The sequence below is a fragment of the Mycobacterium sp. Aquia_216 genome, assembly GCF_026723865.1.
Taxonomy (GTDB): Bacteria; Actinomycetota; Actinomycetes; order Mycobacteriales; family Mycobacteriaceae; genus Mycobacterium.
On the sequence record NZ_CP113529.1, the window covers coordinates 4,275,411 to 4,295,246 of the forward strand.

Annotated in this window: 20 protein-coding genes; 4 read left to right on the forward strand and 16 right to left on the reverse strand. The window is 62.2% G+C overall.

What is annotated here, in order from left to right; genetic code table 11:
* Positions 1 to 194 precede the first annotated feature (194 nt).
* The 3 genes from OK015_RS20035 to OK015_RS20045 all read right to left on the reverse strand — a co-directional run bounded on the left by OK015_RS20035 (position 195) and on the right by OK015_RS20045 (position 1,846).
* Complete coding sequence (locus OK015_RS20035) at positions 195 to 869, reverse strand: TetR/AcrR family transcriptional regulator (RefSeq protein ID WP_268125725.1); 675 nt, start codon at positions 867 to 869, stop codon at positions 195 to 197.
* 75 nt (positions 870 to 944) lie between these two features.
* Positions 945 to 1,211 (reverse strand): cytochrome C oxidase subunit IV family protein, encoded by a 267-nt coding sequence (locus OK015_RS20040; RefSeq protein WP_268125726.1) that lies wholly within the window; start codon positions 1,209 to 1,211, stop codon positions 945 to 947.
* An 11-nt stretch (positions 1,212 to 1,222) separates the two neighbouring features.
* Positions 1,223 to 1,846, reverse strand: coding sequence for a cytochrome c oxidase subunit 3 family protein (locus OK015_RS20045; protein ID WP_268125727.1), 624 nt, complete (start codon positions 1,844 to 1,846; stop codon positions 1,223 to 1,225).
* A 261-nt stretch (positions 1,847 to 2,107) separates the two neighbouring features.
* Here OK015_RS20045 and OK015_RS20050 point away from each other — a divergent pair, with 261 nt between their 5' ends.
* The gene (locus OK015_RS20050) at positions 2,108 to 2,857 is read left to right on the forward strand and encodes an enoyl-CoA hydratase (RefSeq protein ID WP_442791133.1); all 750 of its coding nucleotides are present in this window, start codon (positions 2,108 to 2,110) and stop codon (positions 2,855 to 2,857) included.
* Between the two features lie 4 nt (positions 2,858 to 2,861).
* Here the strand turns inward: OK015_RS20050 and OK015_RS20055 are convergent, their stop codons facing one another.
* Positions 2,862 to 3,134: a hypothetical protein gene (locus OK015_RS20055; RefSeq protein ID WP_268125728.1), complete on the reverse strand. Its 273-nt coding sequence runs from the start codon at positions 3,132 to 3,134 to the stop codon at positions 2,862 to 2,864.
* A gap of 49 nt (positions 3,135 to 3,183) precedes the next feature.
* A complete protein-coding gene (locus tag OK015_RS20060; RefSeq protein WP_268125729.1) occupies positions 3,184 to 4,233 on the reverse strand; it encodes an LLM class flavin-dependent oxidoreductase in 1,050 nt (349 codons plus the stop codon).
* Between the two features lie 946 nt (positions 4,234 to 5,179).
* On the opposite strand from OK015_RS20060, the gene OK015_RS20070 reads away from it, so the two are divergent.
* Positions 5,180 to 6,073: an alpha/beta hydrolase-fold protein gene (locus tag OK015_RS20070; protein ID WP_268125730.1), complete on the forward strand. Its 894-nt coding sequence runs from the start codon at positions 5,180 to 5,182 to the stop codon at positions 6,071 to 6,073.
* Between the two features lie 48 nt (positions 6,074 to 6,121).
* On the opposite strand, the gene OK015_RS20075 is transcribed toward OK015_RS20070, so the two are convergent.
* On the reverse strand, positions 6,122 to 6,547 hold the full coding sequence (locus tag OK015_RS20075; RefSeq protein WP_268125731.1) for a lipoprotein LpqH: 426 nt from the start codon (positions 6,545 to 6,547) through the stop codon (positions 6,122 to 6,124).
* Between the two features lie 278 nt (positions 6,548 to 6,825).
* Here OK015_RS20075 and OK015_RS20080 point away from each other — a divergent pair, with 278 nt between their 5' ends.
* Entirely contained in the window at positions 6,826 to 7,338 is a 513-nt protein-coding gene (locus OK015_RS20080) for a CAP domain-containing protein (protein WP_268125732.1), read from the forward strand.
* Between the two features lie 120 nt (positions 7,339 to 7,458).
* Entirely contained in the window at positions 7,459 to 7,884 is a 426-nt protein-coding gene (locus tag OK015_RS20085; RefSeq protein ID WP_268125733.1) for a hypothetical protein, read from the forward strand.
* Between the two features lie 2 nt (positions 7,885 to 7,886).
* Here OK015_RS20085 and OK015_RS29085 read toward each other — a convergent pair whose 3' ends face one another.
* The 10 genes from OK015_RS29085 to OK015_RS20135 are packed head-to-tail and all read right to left on the reverse strand — an operon-like array spanning position 7,887 to position 19,175.
* Positions 7,887 to 8,897: a hypothetical protein gene (locus OK015_RS29085; RefSeq protein WP_326498492.1), complete on the reverse strand. Its 1,011-nt coding sequence runs from the start codon at positions 8,895 to 8,897 to the stop codon at positions 7,887 to 7,889.
* Positions 8,894 to 9,598 (reverse strand): Mce protein, encoded by a 705-nt coding sequence (locus tag OK015_RS20095; RefSeq protein ID WP_268125734.1) that lies wholly within the window; start codon positions 9,596 to 9,598, stop codon positions 8,894 to 8,896. The genes OK015_RS29085 and OK015_RS20095 overlap by 4 nt, the downstream gene beginning before the upstream one ends.
* A complete protein-coding gene (locus OK015_RS20100) occupies positions 9,562 to 11,073 on the reverse strand; it encodes an MCE family protein (protein WP_268125735.1) in 1,512 nt (503 codons plus the stop codon). Before OK015_RS20100 ends, OK015_RS20095 begins: the two co-directional genes overlap by 37 nt.
* 1 nt (position 11,074) lies before the next feature.
* Positions 11,075 to 12,226 carry an MCE family protein gene (locus tag OK015_RS20105; RefSeq protein WP_442791134.1) on the reverse strand — a complete coding sequence of 384 codons (1,152 nt, stop codon included), beginning with the start codon at positions 12,224 to 12,226 and terminating at the stop codon, positions 11,075 to 11,077.
* Entirely contained in the window at positions 12,223 to 13,563 is a 1,341-nt protein-coding gene (locus OK015_RS20110; protein WP_268132921.1) for an MCE family protein, read from the reverse strand. The genes OK015_RS20105 and OK015_RS20110 overlap by 4 nt, the downstream gene beginning before the upstream one ends.
* A 50-nt stretch (positions 13,564 to 13,613) precedes the next feature.
* Positions 13,614 to 15,041 carry an MCE family protein gene (locus OK015_RS20115; RefSeq protein WP_268125736.1) on the reverse strand — a complete coding sequence of 476 codons (1,428 nt, stop codon included), beginning with the start codon at positions 15,039 to 15,041 and terminating at the stop codon, positions 13,614 to 13,616.
* Positions 15,038 to 16,066: an MCE family protein gene (locus tag OK015_RS20120; protein WP_268125737.1), complete on the reverse strand. Its 1,029-nt coding sequence runs from the start codon at positions 16,064 to 16,066 to the stop codon at positions 15,038 to 15,040. The genes OK015_RS20115 and OK015_RS20120 overlap by 4 nt, the downstream gene beginning before the upstream one ends.
* A 33-nt stretch (positions 16,067 to 16,099) precedes the next feature.
* On the reverse strand, positions 16,100 to 17,512 hold the full coding sequence (locus OK015_RS20125) for an MCE family protein (protein WP_268125738.1): 1,413 nt from the start codon (positions 17,510 to 17,512) through the stop codon (positions 16,100 to 16,102).
* Positions 17,513 to 17,517: 5 nt separating this feature from the next.
* A complete protein-coding gene (locus tag OK015_RS20130; RefSeq protein WP_268125739.1) occupies positions 17,518 to 18,381 on the reverse strand; it encodes an ABC transporter permease in 864 nt (287 codons plus the stop codon).
* Entirely contained in the window at positions 18,378 to 19,175 is a 798-nt protein-coding gene (locus tag OK015_RS20135; RefSeq protein WP_268125740.1) for an MlaE family ABC transporter permease, read from the reverse strand. Before OK015_RS20135 ends, OK015_RS20130 begins: the two co-directional genes overlap by 4 nt.
* Positions 19,176 to 19,836 lie beyond the last annotated feature (661 nt).

Consider the following 19,836-nt stretch of genomic DNA (forward strand, 5'->3'; position numbering starts at 1 on the left):
GTCTCAATATAAGGCAGATATCGTGGTCAGCGCAACATCTGCGGTCGGATCGTCGCGCGAGGGTTCGTTCTCCGTCGGTGCTGTCTTCGCCCGGTCAGAAACCGCTCTGACCTGCACGATCAGAGGGTAAGACTAGGCCCAAGGATTCAGCCTCAAGAGAACGATCGTGCGCACAGCCAGCGGTGGACCGTCGACTAGCGGGCCGTGGTTCGCCTGCGCCGCGGCGCACCGGACTTGCGGTTTCCACCCTCCGCAGGCACGTATCCCAACCGCAGCAGCCCAATTGCGTGTTCTGCGATCTCATCTGCGGATATCTTTTCCTTGGGTCGATACCACCGCGATACCCAAAGGATCATCCCGAGGATCAATCGTGTGGTGATGACCAGATCGCCTTTTTCGATGTTGCCGGCCTCCATATTGGCGGCAACCACCGAAACCCACAGCTTTTCGAATTGCCGGCTCCATTTGTGCCAACGCTGGACGACATCGTTGGGCAGGTCGCCACCATCGAAGAAAACGGGCATGTAGCTGCGCATTTGCACCGCGGCTTCGGACTGTAGCCGAACCACTTCTCTGAGCCGCTCCGCGGGATCGGCAATATCGCGGATCGCGGCTTCGACTCGCTCGGTGATCTCGCGGGTACTACGTTCGAAGAGTATGCCGAGGAGATCCTGCTTGGTCGGGACCGTTCGATACAGCGTCGCGCGTGAGACCGACAATTTCTCGGCGGTGTCGACGATCGAAACCGCCTCGTACCCGCCCGCGTGGAATAGCTCCGCCACCGCGTCGGCGACTGCGTCCCGGTCGATGGTCAGGCGCGGCCGGCCTCGCGGGCGGCCACTGGTCCTACCGTTCACATTTTTCGGCACTGAGCTCCCTTACAGTTGTGCCTAGTTTAGAGGCTACATGTCGCACAATGTGAAAAGTCGAGCTCGCGGCGAGCATCAGGCGAAGACGAACATGCCTGTCAGCAGCCCTAGCAGCCCCAGACAGTAACCCTCAAAAAGGCCGCGCAGTGCGCGCGGAGCCATCTTCAGCTCCATGAAGTACAAGCCCACCAGGCGGACCTTGAAGATCGCGACAGCGAAGATCGCCAGGCTTGCCGGTAGATGATGACCCTCGCCGAATCCGTGGTCGGTGCCCAATGCCCACGACAGGACAGTCAGCGCGCACAGCAGAAACCAGATAAGCGAGGCGTTGGTCCGTACCACCGATCTCACGTTCACCTCACCAGGAAGATCAAAGGAAAAATGACAATCCACAGCAAATCGACCATGTGCCAGAAGCACGCGCCACCTTCGAAGAAGGCCATATGAGTTTTGGTCGGCTCCGGTTTGCGGGCCAAGGTCGACAGGACCGTCAGCACGATCAGCCCGATGATCACGTGCGCCAGATGCAGTCCGGTCAGCACGAAGTAGTACATGAAAAATTCATTGGTGCTCGGAGTGATTCCGGCCGCTACCTTTTCGTGATACTCGAAAGCCTTGATGCCAACGAAGCACGAGCCCACCAGCGCGCCCGCCAGGATCAATGGTCGCGCGAGGTGGCGCAGTTCAGGACGACGCAAAGCGCGCGTGGCAAAAACCACGAGAATCGAACTCGTCAGCAACACCAGGGTGTTCGTTGCGCCCAGCGTTCGGTTGAGCGCACCCTGGGACTCGGCGAACAACCCCGGCCGGCCGGCCCGCTGGTGCAGGTACACCGCGAACAAGACTGTGAACACCATCATGTCGCCGAATAGCAGCACCCAGATGCCGGGCTCGCCTGGCACATGACGTTCGGCGGTCCGTGACCGGTTACCGTCGGCGTCGTCGGCGGAACGCGCCACCCCGATCACATCGGTCACGTACAGATCCTTTGCCGTCGGTGCAAGAAGCTCATCTTTGAGATAATGCGTCTCAATAGTAGGCAACGAGCAGGCCGTTCGTCAACGAAACCCGCGTCCATGAACGATCGCTCACATTAGAATTGATTTTGTTACACCTGATCTCGTAGCGTGACGATGAATGCTCGTTCTGGCGTAATCTTGCGGCGCAAAACGTTCCAAGCGTTCGGTGCGCTCCCCAATATCCAGCCGCGACTGCGGCCTAGAAAGGAACGGATTGACGTGGATCGCGTACTGCTCGAGGTCGACAGCCGTGTCGCCTTGATTACCGTCAACGACCCCGATCGGCGCAACGCGGTGACCGACGAGATCTCCGCGGGTTTGCGTCGCGCAGTCAACGATGCGCAAAACGATCCGAACGTACATGCCGTGGTCGTCACCGGTGCGGGCAAGGCATTCTGCGCCGGCGCAGATCTCAGCGCCCTCGGCTCCGCTGCCCAGGACGGACTACGCCGTCTGTACGACGGCTTCCTCGCGGTGGCCGACTGCACACTGCCGACAGTCGCGGCGGTCAATGGGCCGGCCGTCGGCGCCGGGCTCAACCTCGCACTGGCCTGCGACGTACGGATCGCGGGGCCGGCAGCGCTGTTCGACGCCCGATTCCAAAAGCTCGGCATCCACCCCGGCGGGGGCATGACGTGGATGTTTCAGCGCGCCGTCGGACCCCAGGTGGCCCGCGCCGCGCTGCTGTTCGGGGTACGTTTTGACGCCGACGCCTCGGTCAGTAACGGTCTTGCGCTCAAAGTCGCCGACGATCCGGTGGCAGCGGCCCGAGAGCTGGCTGCCGGTCCAGCATCTGCACCGCGGGAAGTCGTGATCGCGACCAAGTCCACAATGCGGGCGACCCACAGTCCGGGCAGTCTCGACACCCGGTTGCACGCGGCCGCCGTTGATGCCGAGTTGGGCCCGCAGGCCACCTCGATTCAGACACCGGAATTCGCGGAGCGCCTCGCCGCGGCGCAGCGCAAATAGTCGTTTACTGCGCGCAAACCGCCGCGCCGCTGCCGACGCGCAGCTGGGCGCAGAGTTCGATCATGGCGGCAAGAACCTCCGGCTGTTCTTCGGGCTCCATGATCGACGGCGCCAGATCGCTGGGCGCGATGTAATCCGCGCCGGCGTCGACCCACGGCCGCAACTGTGCGGCGACTTCCTCGGGTGTTCCCATCAGCCAGGACTTTTCGACCATTTCTGGTGTCACCCGGGCGACCACGTCGTCGACCTCGGCCCGGCTCATTTGATGCGGCAGCATCCGCAGGGCGTAGTGCCAGACGCGCTTGCCCAAACACAGTGCGGCCGAATCAGACGTTGGCCCGCGCAAATGCCTGAACCATCGACCGGAATGCATCCTCGCTCGACTCCTGATCGATCGGCGGCACGTACGGCGTGTGCAAGACGATGTGCGGCAGCACGCCGTCATAGGCGGTGAGTTGGTCGGCCACCTCGTCGGGAGTGCCAGCGACCGAAAACGCCTGCAACAACGCGTCGGATGCCGCAGTGGCCAGTGCCGCGGGCCCGTCCTCGAGCAGCCGGTGCAGCACGTAATTGCGCTCCTCTTCCAGTCCCATGAACTCGATCACGGTGGAGCTCACCGGGTAGGCGACATAGTTGCCGACGTTGATGCGGGCCCGGCGCAGCGCCTCGTCGCGATCCCGCGACACGCTGCAGATCACCAGTGCGGTGACGTCGATGTCCGACGGGTCTCGACCCACCTTCGCGGCGCCGGCGGCGACATTGGGAAGTACGTGCTGTCGGATAAACGTCGGCGTGGGCAGGAAGCCGAGCACACCATCGGCGACATCACCGGCCAACCGAAGCATCCCCTGTCTCAATCCAGCCAGATAGATCGGTATCTGCGGCCGCACCAGGTTTCGGGTGCCCCATGGGTTAAGAGGTGGGCTGGATGCCCGGTAGATCTCGCCCTGAAAGTCGAAAGGTTCGTCTGTCTCGAAGTGCCGCCAAAGTTGGCGCACCACATGCACGTATTCGCGGATGCGCTTAAGGGGACGGTCGATGTCCGTGCCGTTGAAGCATTCCATCCAGCCAGCACCGCCCGTACCAAGACCCAGCAGGGCCCGCCCGGCGGACAGTTCGTCGACATCCGCTGCGGCATTGGCCATCTCGTAGGGCGTTCGCGGTGCGGCGGTCGCGATTCCGGTGCCCAGCTGAATCCGCGATGTCACCCGTGCGTTGAGCGCATGGGTAATGAATGGGTTTCGGTAGAACTCGTAGTCCCAGACCGAATCGAAGCCCGCGTCTTCGGCGAGCGCGGCGAATTCAGGGTAGCGCTCGTAGGGCTGGTTGAGCATCGGCAGCGACACCCCGACGCGACTGTGAGCGAATAGCGTCATGATTACGCTCCTCGGATTGACCTCATTGTGCAATCAAAGTGCGAACGATCGTTCGCGCCTTCACCATATCCGCTCGGCGCAGAAATCCCCACCCTCCGCGCCCGGTCTATGAGACGGATGCACCGGCGGATCGAGCACGACGGGAGCGTCGCGGAGGGTCTCGGCGACCGTGTCACTGCCTTGCTGAGGTCATTCGCGGAGCCCTAGCCAGGGCCCGTCCGCGGGGGTTGTGGCCGTCGCGCGGCGATGACGTGATCGCTCATCCCCAGGCGTACACGGAGAAAATTTGAAGCGTCGTTAAATGGCAGCCGGGTGGCGCTTATCGCGTCGCGGGGAAGCCAACGCCCGACGTGCGTCGATTGCGGTCACTACGGGACTGTCGCCTGCGTACTCGCGTGCTCAAGCGGGCAGCGTTTCTGCTGGATAGCCCGGCAGCCAGCGGGCGCCTCGCCTCAAACGTGCATTAATTGGAGCCGTAGTACGGAGGCGGGTAGACCCCCCTGGCAAGCCACGCGAGCGCCGCGAAGCCGTATTCCAGCTCGTCACTCGCGTCGTAGTCGGGGTACTGATCCATGTGATCACCTTCCGTACTGCATTGCCAACGCCTCAACCTAACAGACTCGAGTCTAGGCCTTCGATCGCGTTGTGCGAAAGATCGTTCGCGCATCCGGTCCGTGCCGGGGCGTGCGCGCAGGGCGCAGTGGTGGCCGGGAAGCGGCGTGACGATCTTCCGAGCAGCGTTCGACACGACCGATCGAGCCGGTGATCCGCGCAAATGATCGTTCGCCGGCTCGCGGCATTGGCTCCGACATGCGCCATGCCGTCCTACCGCAGCCGGATCTTGCCGCGCGCCACCGAAGAATGGTTGACTGTTTAGCAATTGCCAATTGAATTACCCTAATTGGTGCGGCGGTAGACGAATGAGGTTGATGTGAAAGCTTTGTCGATGCGGCTACCGGTTATCTACGCCGCCATCCTCGCCGTCGCGCTGTGGGGTATCACGGTGACGAACGGTCCTACCGCTACCGTCAAGGCAGCCCCGAACTTCGAATCGCTCATGGTGCCGTCGGCGGCGATGGGCCGTGACATCCCAGTGGCCTTCGTGGGCGGCGGCCCGCACGCGGTATATCTCCTGGACGCGTTCAATGCCGCGCCGGGCGTGAGCAACTGGGTAACAGCCGGAAACGCAGTGAATACGCTTGCAGGTAAAGGTATCTCCGTCGTTGCACCCGCTGACGGCGCCTACAGTATGTACACCGATTGGGATCAGGATCGCGGTAAACAGTGGGACACATTTCTGTCGAGTGAGCTCCCGGACTGGTTGGCCGCCAACAAGGGATTGGCGCCGGGCGGGCACGGCGTAGTCGGTGTCGCGCAAGGCGGTTACGCCGCAGCAGCGCTCGCCACTTTTCATCCTGACCGGTTTCGCTACGCAGGGTCGCTGTCGGGCGTGCTCGCTCCCGAACGGACCGGGGTCAACGGTGCTATCACCAACGTTCTGAAGAATGAAGGCGGCGTCGACCCGGTGAACATGTGGGGGGCTCCCCAGTTCGGCCGGTGGCAGTGGCATTCGCCAAATGTGCACGTAGTGCGATTGGTGGACCAGAACACCCGACTGTGGGTGTACAGCCCGGCAGCGGGGAGCCCGAGCGACGGCGGTGCAGTCGGTGCCTTCCCGGATATCTGGCAGAGCACCTGCCGCGATTTTTACGCCGGCTACCGCGCTGCCGGCGGCCACAATGGCCACTTCGATTTGGGAGCCGGCGGCGGTAACGACTGGGGCACGTGGAGCCAGCAGCTGGGCGCGATGTCGGGCGACCTTGCCTCAAACATCAGATAGGTGCAGGTCACACGACACGTTCAGCTAGTCACCAGATGCGCTGGTTGGTCAGCACGACACCTTCATCGTGAACCGTGTCGTTGTAGGCTCCGGCGAGTCTGGACCGTAACCCACTGCGGCACCAGCAATCTGGTACGTGCTGTCGTTCAGAACGATGCTGGCGTTACTGCCTGTCAGGCCACGGTTGTAATCACCGGAAAAGCCATTGAGATTACGGATCCGGACAAATTCAACGGTTAGCTTCCCAGCGTTAGACACCATCACCGTTGCGCCCGACCCATCATTGCCCGCGGAGATGGTCCTCAAGTGCTGCTCGGGCGGTGCGCACTGGACCGCCTGGATCGTGGGGAGCTCTTTGCCGTCGATGGTGAGCTGCGCCGCACCCGGGGGCAACGTTCCTGCCGCCTGCTCAGCCAGCGCTTCCGACGAGCAGCCAGCGCTGCCGCCGATCACCAGCGCGGCCGCAGCGACCAACGCAACCCTATTCGTCACGGCAATCCCCCTCTTCGCGGATCGTGCCCGAAGTCTATCGCCACCCGGCGCGTACCCACAAGCATTTTAGGACGACGAGGTTCAGAATTTCTAGACCTTTTTTAATCGCGCATCAAAGATGGGTTCGGCGGGGACGGAGCGGGCCCGGAACAATTGACGAACTGGTCAGTAGATCCGTGGCGGAACATATTTCGAAGCTGGCACGCGAGGCGGCCGCAACTCATGGATTTGCCGCATCAACTGTGAAATGATCACGAGTTATGACCGTCAGCGATCTCGCCCGGCAGGCCGCGGCGCTCCCGACCTTGGCCAAGTTTAGTGCCGCTATCGTTACGCTGGGCGCCGTCACCTTCGCGCCAATAGCAAACGCCGACAACAACCGTCTGAACAATGGCGTGGCCCAAAGTGTCTACGCCGTTAAGCGCCAGGCCGGCTGCACGACTGACTTGAAGAACAACCCGGCGCTGGAGCTGGCGGCGCAGCGCCATGCGGACGACGTCCTGAACAACCGGACGCTGGACGGTGATATTGGCTCGGACGGATCGACGGTGCAGGCCCGCGTGCAAGCCGCCGGCTACCGTGGAACGGTAGCCGAGACGGTGGCCATCCTGCCATCAGCGTCGATCAATGGCATTGACATCCTGGGCAATTGGTATTACCGCCCCGACTACTTCGCGATCATGTCCAACTGCGCCAATACCCAGATCGGTGTGCGTTCATCGAATAGCGCTGACCGCAGCGTGGCCGTCGCGGTCTACGGCCAACCGGGCTAGCGACTAAGGCCACAAGCCGCACGCAGCTGCCCGAGTGAGATATGGGCTTATACAGTCGGGTGTTGCTGGCTTCGAAATTTCACAGTCGTTAAAAAATCGTCTCTGCGTTACGCTAGCCTGATGATTCGGTCGTTCGGTGCTTTGGCGGCGTCCCTTGCGATTTGCCCTGCGGGGCTCTGTTTCGCGGGTTCCTCGGCTGCGTCTCCGCCGACCGAGAAGGGGCAATGTTCGTTCGTCCTCGACGGGCCGAAAGTGGTCAATAACTCGGGTGTGAATCAAGTGATGGCATCGGTGCACGCGGGCGCGTGCACACTGAATGCCCACACCGAAGCCACCGTATGCCTGTCCATCGTGGGTGACGACTCGGCTGGGCAGTGCGGATCGGGATACGACCCAACGCCTGCGGTGGTCTACTACCCCTACCGGCCGGGGGCGACGTATATCGTCAAAGGCGAAGGATGCGCAGACATCTTGGAGGGCAGCAACAGCCCGGCCACGCCTTCGACTGTTTGCCAGGATATCGCGCCGTCGCGCGTCACCCTGTAGACCTACACCGGATCGAATCCAGAAATCAACCAGCGTCCATCGACCTTGTCTAGCGTCACCCGCACACTCGACACGGAGTCAGTGGGTGGACTCTTGTCAACGACCGCCGTCTGGTTGACGAAGAGCAGAGTCACCGCGTGGTTGGGAGTCGCCGAAACCGAAGCCGCAGCCGGCACGGTGGCCGTCGCGGAGATGTGCTCCCGCTTCGCGCCGGGGATCACCACGTCGTTGATCAACTGCGAATAGGAATCCTTAAACGCACCGGTCATCCGATTTTTGGCGCCTTCGAGATCCTTTTCCACGGTGTCGGACTTATATGACAGCAACGTGATCGTGGAATCCTTTGCGGCCGCAAGTGATTCGATACGTGCGAGCTGCGTAGCGCGCGCCGATGAATCCTGCCACTTCAGATAGCCTGCGGCCCCGGCCAACACCAGTGCCAGAGCGGGAAGCAAGCCGTACACGACCACCTGCGGCCAGCTGACGTGGCGTTTGGCCTTTGTCGGCTCGGCTTCTTCGGCCGCCTCTTCGACATCAGTGTCGTCGGAGACGGCGGCCTCGGCCTCGTCACTGTCCAAGGCATCCAAGACATCCGGGTCGTCCGAAAGTTTTTCCGCTTCGGCGTCGAGTGATGATTTCTCGTCCCGTTCGCCGGATTCATCGTCGGGGCTTTCGGACGGCGCTTTGCTCTCGCCACCAACGCGAGGCTTCGGACCATGGCTTCCTCGTCGGCCCATAACGCTGCGCGCCCGTGCCCACGGCCGCCTGATTCCGCGTTTAGCCTCGCCCGGTTCAACGACTTCCTTGCCCTGCTCGTCGTCTTCCCGATCAGGGTCGATCGTGTCGACCTCACCGGAATCCTCTGCGCGAACTGTGTTCTCGGTGTCTTCGCGGTCGGTTTCAACCGGATCAGTCGTCTCCACCTTCGCGGCGGCCTGTTTGCGTTGAGCGTCGGTTCGAACCCCCACAGCGGCTGATTCCCCTTCTGGTTTATCGGATTTCGGCTTCGTCATGGGACAAAGGCGACGTTGGAGATTTTTGTCTCGCTACCGGACTTCTCCACCGTGATTCGCATCCGCCACTGGCGCGGCGCCTGGTCCTCCACCCCGAGATTCGTGGTCTTGATGGACACGGCGACGAGCACCTGTGCCTTGTCACCCGACTCGGACTCCAAACCCGCCTCGGTGATCGTTCCCACCGACTTGGACTGCGCCTTCTTGAGCACGTCGATGAAAGGTTGCTTGCGCTTCGAGAATTGGTCGTAAAACTGACCAGTCGCCGAGTCCAGAACCCGCTGAACGTCTCCGTCGGCGTGCTGCCAATCAATCGTCGTCAGGTTGAGCGCGCACTGCCGTCCGATCTGAAGAAACATCTGGCGCTGCGCTTCTACCTGATGGGACTGGTACGAGCGGAAACCCAGCCAACCGACGGTGGCCGCCAAGGCGACGACGATGGCCGCCCCGACGATTGCCGCCAACCGTAGGTGCGACATGCGTCGCTTAACCGGTGCCGCATCGTCGTCACTAGCATCTTCGTCGTCTTCAGCGGAGTCGTCGTCTTCGACGTCGTTTTCAACCGCGGCGTCGTAGTCCTCGGCCTCGTCGACGCCGCCATCCGCCTCTTCAGATTCCGCGGCGTCCGATGCTACCGCCGAGGGCACCTTTTTCGCGGTCTTCTTTAATTCCCCGTCGGGGGTGTCAGCATCTGCTGCCATGTTCGCTCCTTGCCGGCACCCCCAGCCAGCGTGGGCTGCTTGTACCTTTGCCCGTCCGGACCAACATACTCCCCGGTGGCCGGATCAAATTCGGCTGCCGCGATCGGCGGCGCCTGCCCCAGCGAAGCCGCGGGGGCTTGCCCCGGCGGAGCCGGCGGCCCCCCAGGGAATCCCGCGGGAATCGGCTCCCCCGGGTCAAACTGTGGGACACCTTGTCCGGTCAACGTCGCGTTTGGATCGCCCTTCCAGTTGTAGCCATCGTTGAGCGGAATATAGGGCTCATCGCTTTCGCACTGCTTGACCGTCGCAGCCCGCTTGCCCGCCCGCGTCTCACACGGATAATTGCGCGCACCACGAACCGCGTTGAATGGCGAATCTTGCGGGATCCGGCAATACACCAGGCCCGGCGGACGCGGCGGGGTGTCTTCGAACACCGCCGAGCGCTGCTGCTGAACCGGGAGGAACCCAGTCGTACATGGAGGCGGCCAGTTCAGGTTCAGATTGAAGCTCAACCCCAGGCCTCGATAGGGACCCTTAAGGTCCTTGTCCGCCAACTGAATCGCCTGCGCATCCCCCACGATCTGCGGCACCTGGACCAGCAGTGCCTCGAGGTTGTCACGGTACGTCAGCCCGACATCACCGACTTTGTCCAGATTTGACACCGCATCCGGAAGCGTCGGCTCCACCCGGTCGATTACCTGGCGCAGCGTGTCGAACGTCGGGCCGATCTTGCGAAGCCATCCCCCGAAGTTGCCGCCATTTTGTTCGGTCGTCTGAATGTCTTTGGTGACATGGGCCAGATGCGCGGCCCAGCCTTGGATAGAGTCCGCGGAGTCGATCTGGCTATCCAGAAGCGGCATCGGCTCATCGATCAAGGTCAGAATCGCGTCAAGGTTTTTACGGGCATCAGTGGCCAATGTGGCACCGCCGCCGATGAAACGGGAAAGTTCCGGCCCAAGTCCCCCCACGGCGGTGTAGGACTCGTCGACCACCGTCTTGAGGTTGCCGCGCGGAATCGCGTTCAAGCCGCGAGTGGCCGCCAACAGCAGCGAATTGATGTTCGGCGGAATCGAGGTGCGATCCTGCGGGATCACGTCACCGTTCTTGAGCATGGGCCCCTTGCCGCTACGCGGCACCAGATCCACGTACTGCTCGCCGATCGCTGAGGCGCTGTGAACACTCGCGGTGAGATCGGCGGGGATCTTGACATCCGAGTTCAGCGACAGCACCGCCTCGACCCCACTGTCGGAGAGCTGCACTTTGGATACCTTGCCGACCTCGACACCCCGGTATGTCACGTTCCCGGCGCGATACAACTCCCCCGCCCGCTCCAGTTGCAGCTTCACCGTGTACCGGCCGATTCCCAGATACACGGCGGGCAAATGCGCGTAATACAGGCCAACCAGCCCGGCCGAGACGATGGAAATCACGCAGAAGATCGCCAATGTGATAAAGGTTCGCCGACTCAGTCGCATATCACGGCCCCTGGTTGAACTGGTAGGGCGCAACGAGCGGGTTGCGCGCGGTGTAGGGGCTGGGCATCACCCCGAGGGTGCGACCCCACTGCATCTCGAGTTCAGTGAGATTGCCTTCCCATCGAGTGCCTGTGAAGAACGACGAATCGAGGCGACTCAGCGTCAAGTCGAAGATACCTGTCAGGTTCCCGTAGTCGCCGCGGATCCATTTGGCCACAGGAGGTTTCGAGAACAAAGGCACCGTGAGGTAGTCCAGGCTACGGGTTAGCGCGATGCCGGAATTAGCCAACGATTTCAAGACTGGGCCGAGATCGCCGAGTTCCTTGATCAGGTTGTCCTTGGATTGCTCCAAAACGTCCGAACCAGGGTTGCTGGCATTGCCAAATTGATCAAGGGCCTCGCCAAGTTTGTCGCGCTCGTTATTCAGAACCGCCAACGCATCCGGAATGGTCTTCAGCGCCCTGTCGAGAACCGGCTTGTGTTCCGCGAATTGGCCGACCAAGTTGTTGAAGCTGTCCAATGCTTGGATGATGTCATTTTTTTGGTCATCGAGGTAGGCGGTGAACTTATCCAGTTGTCCGATCAGGCTTCTCAGGTCTTGTTCCCGACCCGTAAACGCGGTACTCAACGCCCGGGTGATGTCTTGGAGCTGACCCAAACCGCCGCCGTTGAGCACGAGCGATAAGGCGCCCAGCGACTGCTCGGTGGTCGGGTAACCACTGGACGACGCCAATGAGATCACCGATCCGTCACGCAAGCGGCCCTCCGGCGCGACACCAGGGGGTGGGGAAAGTTCGATATGCAGCGTGCCTAGCAGGCTTGTCTGACCGATCGTGGCCGTCGCATTTGCCGGGAGTTTGGCGTCAGGTTCGATCTTCATGGTGACTAGCGCGTGCCAGCCCTGACGTTCGACCTTGGCCACGTTGCCGATCACCACATTGTTCAGTTCGACACGCGAATTCTCCTTGAGGTTCTGCACATCCGGCATCTGCGCCTGGATCGTGTAGGACCCCGAGCCCTCCCCCGCCCGGCCCGGCAGCGGAAGGGAGTTAGCGCCCCGGAAGCCCCGGAGCGCACCACAACCCGAAGCTGTGGCTACGGCCACCGTGATGAGGAGCAGCACGCCACAACGGCGCCAGGTACTGGAGCTCACCGCCCGCCTCCTACGTCTCCCATGTTTTCCACGGCACTCGGCAACATCATCGAACGCAGGCCGCTGGCCGGATCGACAGGGAGCGGGTTTGCCGGTTTGGCCGGTACGTAGGGCGCGTTCGTGTTGATCATCCCGTTTCCGAAGAAGTTGAAGATCTCATTCGCGGGCGGCAGCGGGCCTTCGGGATCCGGCACCCTGCGGAACGCCTCCGTCGGCGCGGGGCCCGACGGCGGAATGTAGTCCGGCCGCAGCCAGTCTTCGCTGTACGTGACCTCGTTGGGTCGCGCCGATTGCCCGACGAATGGGTTCAATCCCAGCGGCAAGAAATTGGCCTGACGGTTCTTGATGATCGGCGCCATGTATTGCACACAACGTTTCGCGGATTGCTCGGCGCCCAGCCTCGATGCCGCCTGCACCGCCGAACACAAGAACTGCAGTGGATTGGCGAAGTTCTGCAACGCCAGCGCGCCGGTGAATGCACCCTGCGACGGCTGATAGATGTTCAAAACGTTCTGAAATACGTTGGGGCCCAGGTGCAGCGCCTGCTTGACGTCATCGAGACTCTGCACCAGTGCGTCGGTCAACTCCGCCAGCTTGTCCGACGTAACGCCCAGCGTCTCACGATTGTCGTTGACGAAGTCGATGATCGGATCGATGTTGTCGTTGAGAACCTTCATATACGGGCCGATCTGGTTGTCGGCCAACGCCGCCGACACCGCGTTCAGGTTTTGGTTGAGCTGACGAAGCAGTCCGCCGCTGTCCCGCAGCGCATGCACCAGTGCCGCCAGGTTCTTGAATGATCCGAACAGGTCGCCGCTGTGGTCGGCGAGCGCCGAAACCGCCTGGGACAGATGGACTATGGCCTCTCGGATATCCCCGCCCTGGCCGCGCAGGTTGTTGGCCGCGGTATCGATGAACTCCCCCAATGTACTGACACCACCGGGTTGCGTGGGCTGCAGGACGTCGGTGAGCTTCTCGAGCTGCGCGCGCAAATCATCCCACTCCACCGGGACAGCGGTGCGAGACAGCGGCAGCACCGTGCCGTTGGTCATCGCCGGGCCGCCCGTGTAGGCGGGGGTCAGTTGGAGGGCCCGCACCGTCACCAATGACGGCGACAGCACCACCGCTTTGGCGTCGGCGGGCACCTTGTACTTGGCGTCGTACCAGAATGAAACCTTGACTCGGTCGGGCTGCGGTTCGATCTTCTCGATCTTGCCGACCGATACGCCGAGGATCACCACGTCGTCGCCGACGAAGATCCCGTTGGCGTTGTCGAAGTATCCGACGACATTTGTACGGTCGCTCCGCGACCACATCCAGGTCGCCGCCCCGCCCATGAGCGCCAGCACCAACACCGACACCAAGATGATTCGTGACTTGCGGGATTTCACTGTTGACCCCCTTGACCCGGTTGCCCGGGACCAGGCCGGGGACCGAAGGACTCGGACGGCGCGATCACGGGCGCCTGGCCCGGCGGTATTTGACCGGGCGCGGGCTGCTGGATCGGGCCCACCGACGCGTTGCCTGGCCCCGGTCCAAGTGCCGGCGGCCCGGGCGGTGCCCCGCCCACCGGCGGCGCCGGGGGTTCGGGCCGAAGTGGATAACAGCCAGGGGCTCCTGGCCTGCCCGGCACACTGCACGGTTGGTCACCGGGGTTACCCGTGATGGCGTCGGGAAGGTTCAAGCGCGGGTCACCGCCCTGACCGGTACGCGGGTACGGCATCGGCAACGGAGGCGTGGCCGGCTGGCCGGTCTGCGGATCGGTGAGCTGCGAGGGCACCAACGTCGCGGGATCCAACCCGAGGTCGGAGAACGCGGAGTCGATGAACGGCTGCACGAACTGTCCCGGCAGCAGGTTGACAATGTACGCCTTGAAGAACGGCCCCGAGGCCACCGCTTCGCCCAGCGCGAGCGCGAAACTGTTGAGCCCTTTGAGCGCCTCCTGGATGCGCGCCTTGCGGTTGTTGAGCAGCCCGAGCACCCCGTTGAGTTTCTCCAGCGTGGGTTTCAGTGTTGTGTGGTTGTCGTCGACGACTTTCACCAGCGCTCGGACGATGTTGGTGTTGTCGTTGAAGATTGTGTCCAGGTAGCGATCCTCAGCTTTAAGCCGAGCCAGCAGCAGGTTGGTGTCGCCGACGAGGTTGACTATCTGCTCACTGCGATCGCCGAGGACCTTCGTCACTTTTGCGGCGTTGCTGAGCAGGTTCCGCAGCTCTTTGTCGCGCTCATCCAGAGTCTGGGCGAACCGGGCCACTCCCTCCGCCGCCGCCTTGACTTGCGGTGGGGTCCCACTGAATTCATGGGCCACCACGGAAAGTGCGGTCGACAGCTGGTCGGTATTCAACTTGGCGACCGTCTTCGAGAGGTCGCCCAGCACGTCGGGCAGCTGATAAGCCGACGTCGTCCGCTCCAGCGGTATCGGGCCGGTGAGCGGACGATCGCCTCGCGGGGTGAGCTCGATGAGCTTGCTACCCAGGAGTGTCTTCAATTTGACCGACGCCTCGGTGCGATCGCCGAGCCGTATGTCGCCGGGAATACGGAAATTGACCACGACCTTCGGTCCATCCAGGCCCACCGACGACACCAGCCCGACGCGGGCACCCGAGACCTCGACGACGCTGTTGGTCTCCAGCCCACCGGCCTCGGCGAAATACGCCGTGTATTCCTTGTCGCCGGTGAGGAAGGTCAGCTTGTCGTAATTCAGCGATATGAATATCGCCAGAGCCACGACGGCCATACCGATGATGCCGATTTTATAGGGGTTGCGTTCGGAGAATTGCTTCGTCTCGAAGAGGCGTTGGTATGCACGTTTCATTTCGGGGTGCACCTACCCGAACGCTGGCTGGCCAGCGTGATGTACGTGGGCTGCCCGTTCTTGCCGTTGACCTTCAGGATCAAGTCACACAGATAGAAGGTGAAAAAGTCGCCGTACAGGCCCTCTCTGCCGATGATCCGGTAATCGTCGGGCAGCGTATTGATCAGGTTGTCGACGAAGTCCTTGTCGGCCATGATGGTTCCGGCGACGCGACCCCCTTCGTCCACCACTGGTTTGAGCGGAGCGCGGGCAGCCTCCAAAACGTCGTTGCCCGCCCTGAAGAGCCTTGCGGCGCCCTTGAAACCGTTCGCGAGGTCGTTTCTTCGATCACCGAGCGTTTTGCTCAGAGTCGATAGCGAGTCCACCGCCTTTGCGACCTGTTTGTCCTGATCGCCAGCCGAGGCGAGCACTGTATTCAGATTCTTGATGAGCTGCCCAAACAACTGGTCACGGTCCGCCAGGGTCCCGGTGACCGCGGCGGCCTGAGTCAGCACCGATCCGATCGTCGCGCCCTGGCCCTGCAACGCCTGTATCAACTGCCCGCTCAGCGCATTGACCTGATCGGGGTCGAGGGACCGGAACAGAGGCCGTAATCCCCCGATCAACGCGTCCAGATCCAGCGCCGGTTGGGTGCGGCTCAACGGGATGGTTGCCCCGGGGTTGAGTTTCTTGACGCCGCCCGCACCTTCCTCCAGGGCGAGGAATCGGCCCCCAAAGAGGTCGTCGTACCGGACAACCGCCCTGCTCCCCTCGGTAAGCATCACCGACTTGTCTGCAGTGAACTCGACCCGCACCGTGGAATCGGGCTGCACGGCAACCGCCTTGACCTTGCCTACTTCGACGCCCGCGATGCGCACGAAATTGTTTTCGCGCAGCCCCGACACGTTGGCGAAAACCGCGTTGTAGTTGTTCGACTCCTCAAAACGGAATTGGCCGAAAACGGCAAGCAGCAAAGCGATGCCCAACGAACACACGGTGGCGTAGATGGCAAACCGCACCAGTATGCCTCGGAAGTTGTTGCGCAATGTTCGCCTTTCTTGGACGTGGATCGGGGTGCGCTAGCGGGGCTTGGGCGGCGTTCCTGGATAGGGCGGCACGAATGGCTCAGAACCGGCCGGCGGCTTGCCCATGCCCGGATCCCGCGGCCGGCCCGCGGGCGGAGCCGGAGGCAGACCCGGAAACAGCGGCGTGCCATCCGGCGCGTATCGCTGCGCGCCATAGGGCGGCGCCCCGGGGTAGGGCACCGGGCCAGGCGCCGGACCTCCCTCGTCCTTCAGGGTCGGCGGCAGCGGTGTCCCACGAGTGCTCGGCGAGTAGAGGGCGTAGCCGGGGAATCCGACGCCCGGATTCGGCCGCACGTCCATACCGGGGCCGAACCCGGAGTTGGTGATCAGGTATCGCTGCGGGAAGTTCTTCTCGACGTCGGGCAGCGAACCACAGCTCGGCGTTCCGCCTGGCCCGCCCTTGACGTCCACGACGGGCAGGTTGTCCGGATATCTGTAGGTATCGTCGCCGAAAAGCAGGCCGGCATCGGCGAGGAACGACCGCCCGTTGAACGTAAAGGCATCGGCGTAGCCGCGATCCATGACGAGCTTGGCGCCGAGGAAAGTACAGGTGAGCTCTGGGTTGTATTTCATCAACAACCGCGTCGTCGGCTCGAGCACTTTGATCAGATGGATGAGGTTTGTGGTGTTGGCCGGGTTGAACAATTTGTTACCACTCCGGCCAAGCCCCGCAAGGGTGACCAGAGCGAAATCAAGGTCTTTAGATTGTCTGATGATCGTGGTACTGACGTCGGCCCCGGCATCCAGCACGGTCACCAAACTCTGCGCCGCACCCGCGTAGGTGTCACTGAACTCACCGAACGCGCGCCAGTCGGACCGCAGCAACTCGCTGCGGGGATTGACCTCCATCAGCACCTGATTGAAATCGGTGATGGCCTGGCCGATGGCTTCACCCTTACCGCGAAACCCTTCCGCCAGCGCCGACACCACCGCGTTGATCTTGGCGGGATCGATCTGGTTGAGCACGCTGACCAGATCCTTGAGCACCGTGTTCGATTCGATGCTCACCTTGTTCGTGGTCAACACCGCCCCCGCCGTGAGGCGTTTGCGGCTCGGGTCCGGCGGAGGGCGCAGATCGACGTATTTGGCACCGAAGACGGTCGGCGAACTTATCTGGGCTTCGACGTTGGCCGGAATGTAGCGCAACTGGCTGGGATTCAGCTCCAGCCCGAGAGTCGCGCCATTCTTTGGGTCGATCGATGAAACCCGCCCGACTTCCACGCCGCGATACTTGACGACCGCGTTGACATCCATGACCAGACCCGCCCGATCGGACACGAGGGTCACATCGGCGTAGTCGACGAAGTCTCTTTTAAAGGCCATCACCGATAGCGGGATTGCCGCGACAATCAACACAACCAGAATCAGCGCATACCAACCCGCATGCAGCGCGCGTGTCTTTTTCATCGTCGCTAACCCGACAGGTGGAAGTCGCCGGACTGCCCGTAGAGGACAAGGGACAGCACGAAGGTGAGGGTGATGGACACACCGATGGACGCCCGCACGGCGCGCCCGACCGCCTCACCGACACCTGCGGGCCCACCCGAGGCGGTGTAGCCGTAATAGGTGTGGATCAGCATGACGATCACCGCCTGCACGGTGCATTCGAGCCCCGACACCAGGACGTCCCTGGGCAGCAGGAAGGTGTTGAAGTAGTGGTCGAAGCCGCCGGCTCCCTGGTGGTAGGTGATGAGCACGATGCTTCGAGTCGTAAAAACCGATCCGACAAAAGTGATGCAGTACAACGGCGGAACCACCAGGAGGCCACCCAACACGCGGGTCGTCACCAGGTAGGGGATGGAACGGATGCCGATGACCTCCAGTGCGTCGATCTCCTCACTGATCCGCATCGCCCCGAGTTGCGCGGTCGCACCTGCACCGATGGTGGCCGCGAGGCCGTTGGCGACAATGAGCGGAAGCTGCAGGCGCACATTGGCGTATGCGGAGAAAAACCCCGCGATCGCGCCGACGCCGATGCTGCTGGCCTGGATGTAGCCGAAGATGCCGACGATGGCCGCCGCGCTGCCGGTCAACACAGCAAGGATCACTACCTCGCCACCGATCAGGGCAAGCGCACCTACGCCCAAGCTCATTTCGGAGACGACGCGCAATGTCTCCGACTTGTATTTGACGACGGTGCTGCGAATGGCAAGGAGGGCCTTGACGTAGAACTCCATTTGCTCGCCGAGCCGAGTCCAGCCGCTGGCCCAACCCCGCGCTGTGCGAGCCAGCCGCGGATACCGGGCGCTCACCACGGTCTTCGCGTCGGCGGTCATGTCGCCAACGTCTGTGTCGCGGTGACAACGCTGATGATGATGTTCGCGATCAGCAGCGCCATAAACGTGAACACCACGGTCTCGTTGACGGCGTTGCCGACTCCCTGCGGGCCGCCGCCGGCGGACATTCCCTTATAGCAGGCGATCAATCCGGCGAGCACACCGAAAACAGTGGCCTTGACGAAACTGACTATGACCGTGGGTCCGTTCGTGAGCAACGTAAGGCTCGACGCGAAGGCGCCGGGATTACCGTTCAGCGCGTAAATCGCGAACCCGTAGTCCGCGCTGAGTCCCGCGATGATCACGACGGCATTGATCAGATTGCCGGCGATAAGTAGGGCGGTCACCCGAGGCACCACCAGTCGGTGAATCGGATCGATGCCCAAGACCCGCATCGCGTCGATCTCTTCGCGGATAGTTCGGGAGCCCAAGTCGGCGCACATCGCCGTGGCAGCGGCACCGCTCAGAACGAACACCGTGGTCACTGGGCCGATCTGCGATACCGTCGCCAGCCCCGCGGCCGCGCCTGTGACGTCGCCCGCACCGAACGAGACCGTCGCGACGCCGAAGAGGAACACGACCATACCGTTGAAGGCAATCGATTGCGCGACCGCTGGGAAGGTAGCGACCCGGGCAATGAACCAGCACTGCTCGACGACCTCGCGCCAGAAGAACGGTGGGTGGAATGCCTGAACCAAGGTGTCCAGCGCCAATGCAATGAAGCTGCCAACTTCGCGAACCGGTTTGTCCAGCGGCTTCTTGGCGAGCCCGATCAGTGGGGCATTCGAGACCACTAACAACCCCTTCTAGTTTGCTCGGTGCGGGCAGGAAGGGCTGGCGCGAACTCGGCGCGGCAGGGCGAAAACGGGCCAGGTATGGCCGCCGCACATGCCCGCCGCACAGTCGCCGGATAGGAATACGCTGCTGGCGCTATGTCAATCTCCCCCATCCGTATCCATCTCCCTCGTGCGGCGATTTCCAGCTTCGAGGTGATGCGTGCCGGACCACACTCTGAGTCTGATGTGTGCGGGACCACATTATGCAGCAACCAGACTCAAGTCAATACTTTTCTGTCCTTGTCGTCTCAAAACACACGCTAACGGGCATGGCCGCCGCCGTGGCTCAATCGACTTCCCCTGGCTTGCTTTAAATTTGGTGCACTCGCCGAGAGATTCTGAGCGCCCACCCAGGGAAGCGCGAGCGACTTTAAATATAGTGTTGCTTAACCAATATTTTATCAATATTAAAGACCGGGCGAAGCCTGCAAGGGAGGTGTCGGAGCGGTTTCCGGGGCGCGCCACCGGGGCCAATGCTGGCGTGTCCGCCCTGGTCGCCGTGGTAGACCGAATGGTCTTCCGGTGGTCGGGTTTAGCGCCGCTATACCTTCAGATGCCGTGTCGGAAAAGTGATCTCGCGATGCGTCGACGCACACAGAACTCATAGCCGCACGCCCTA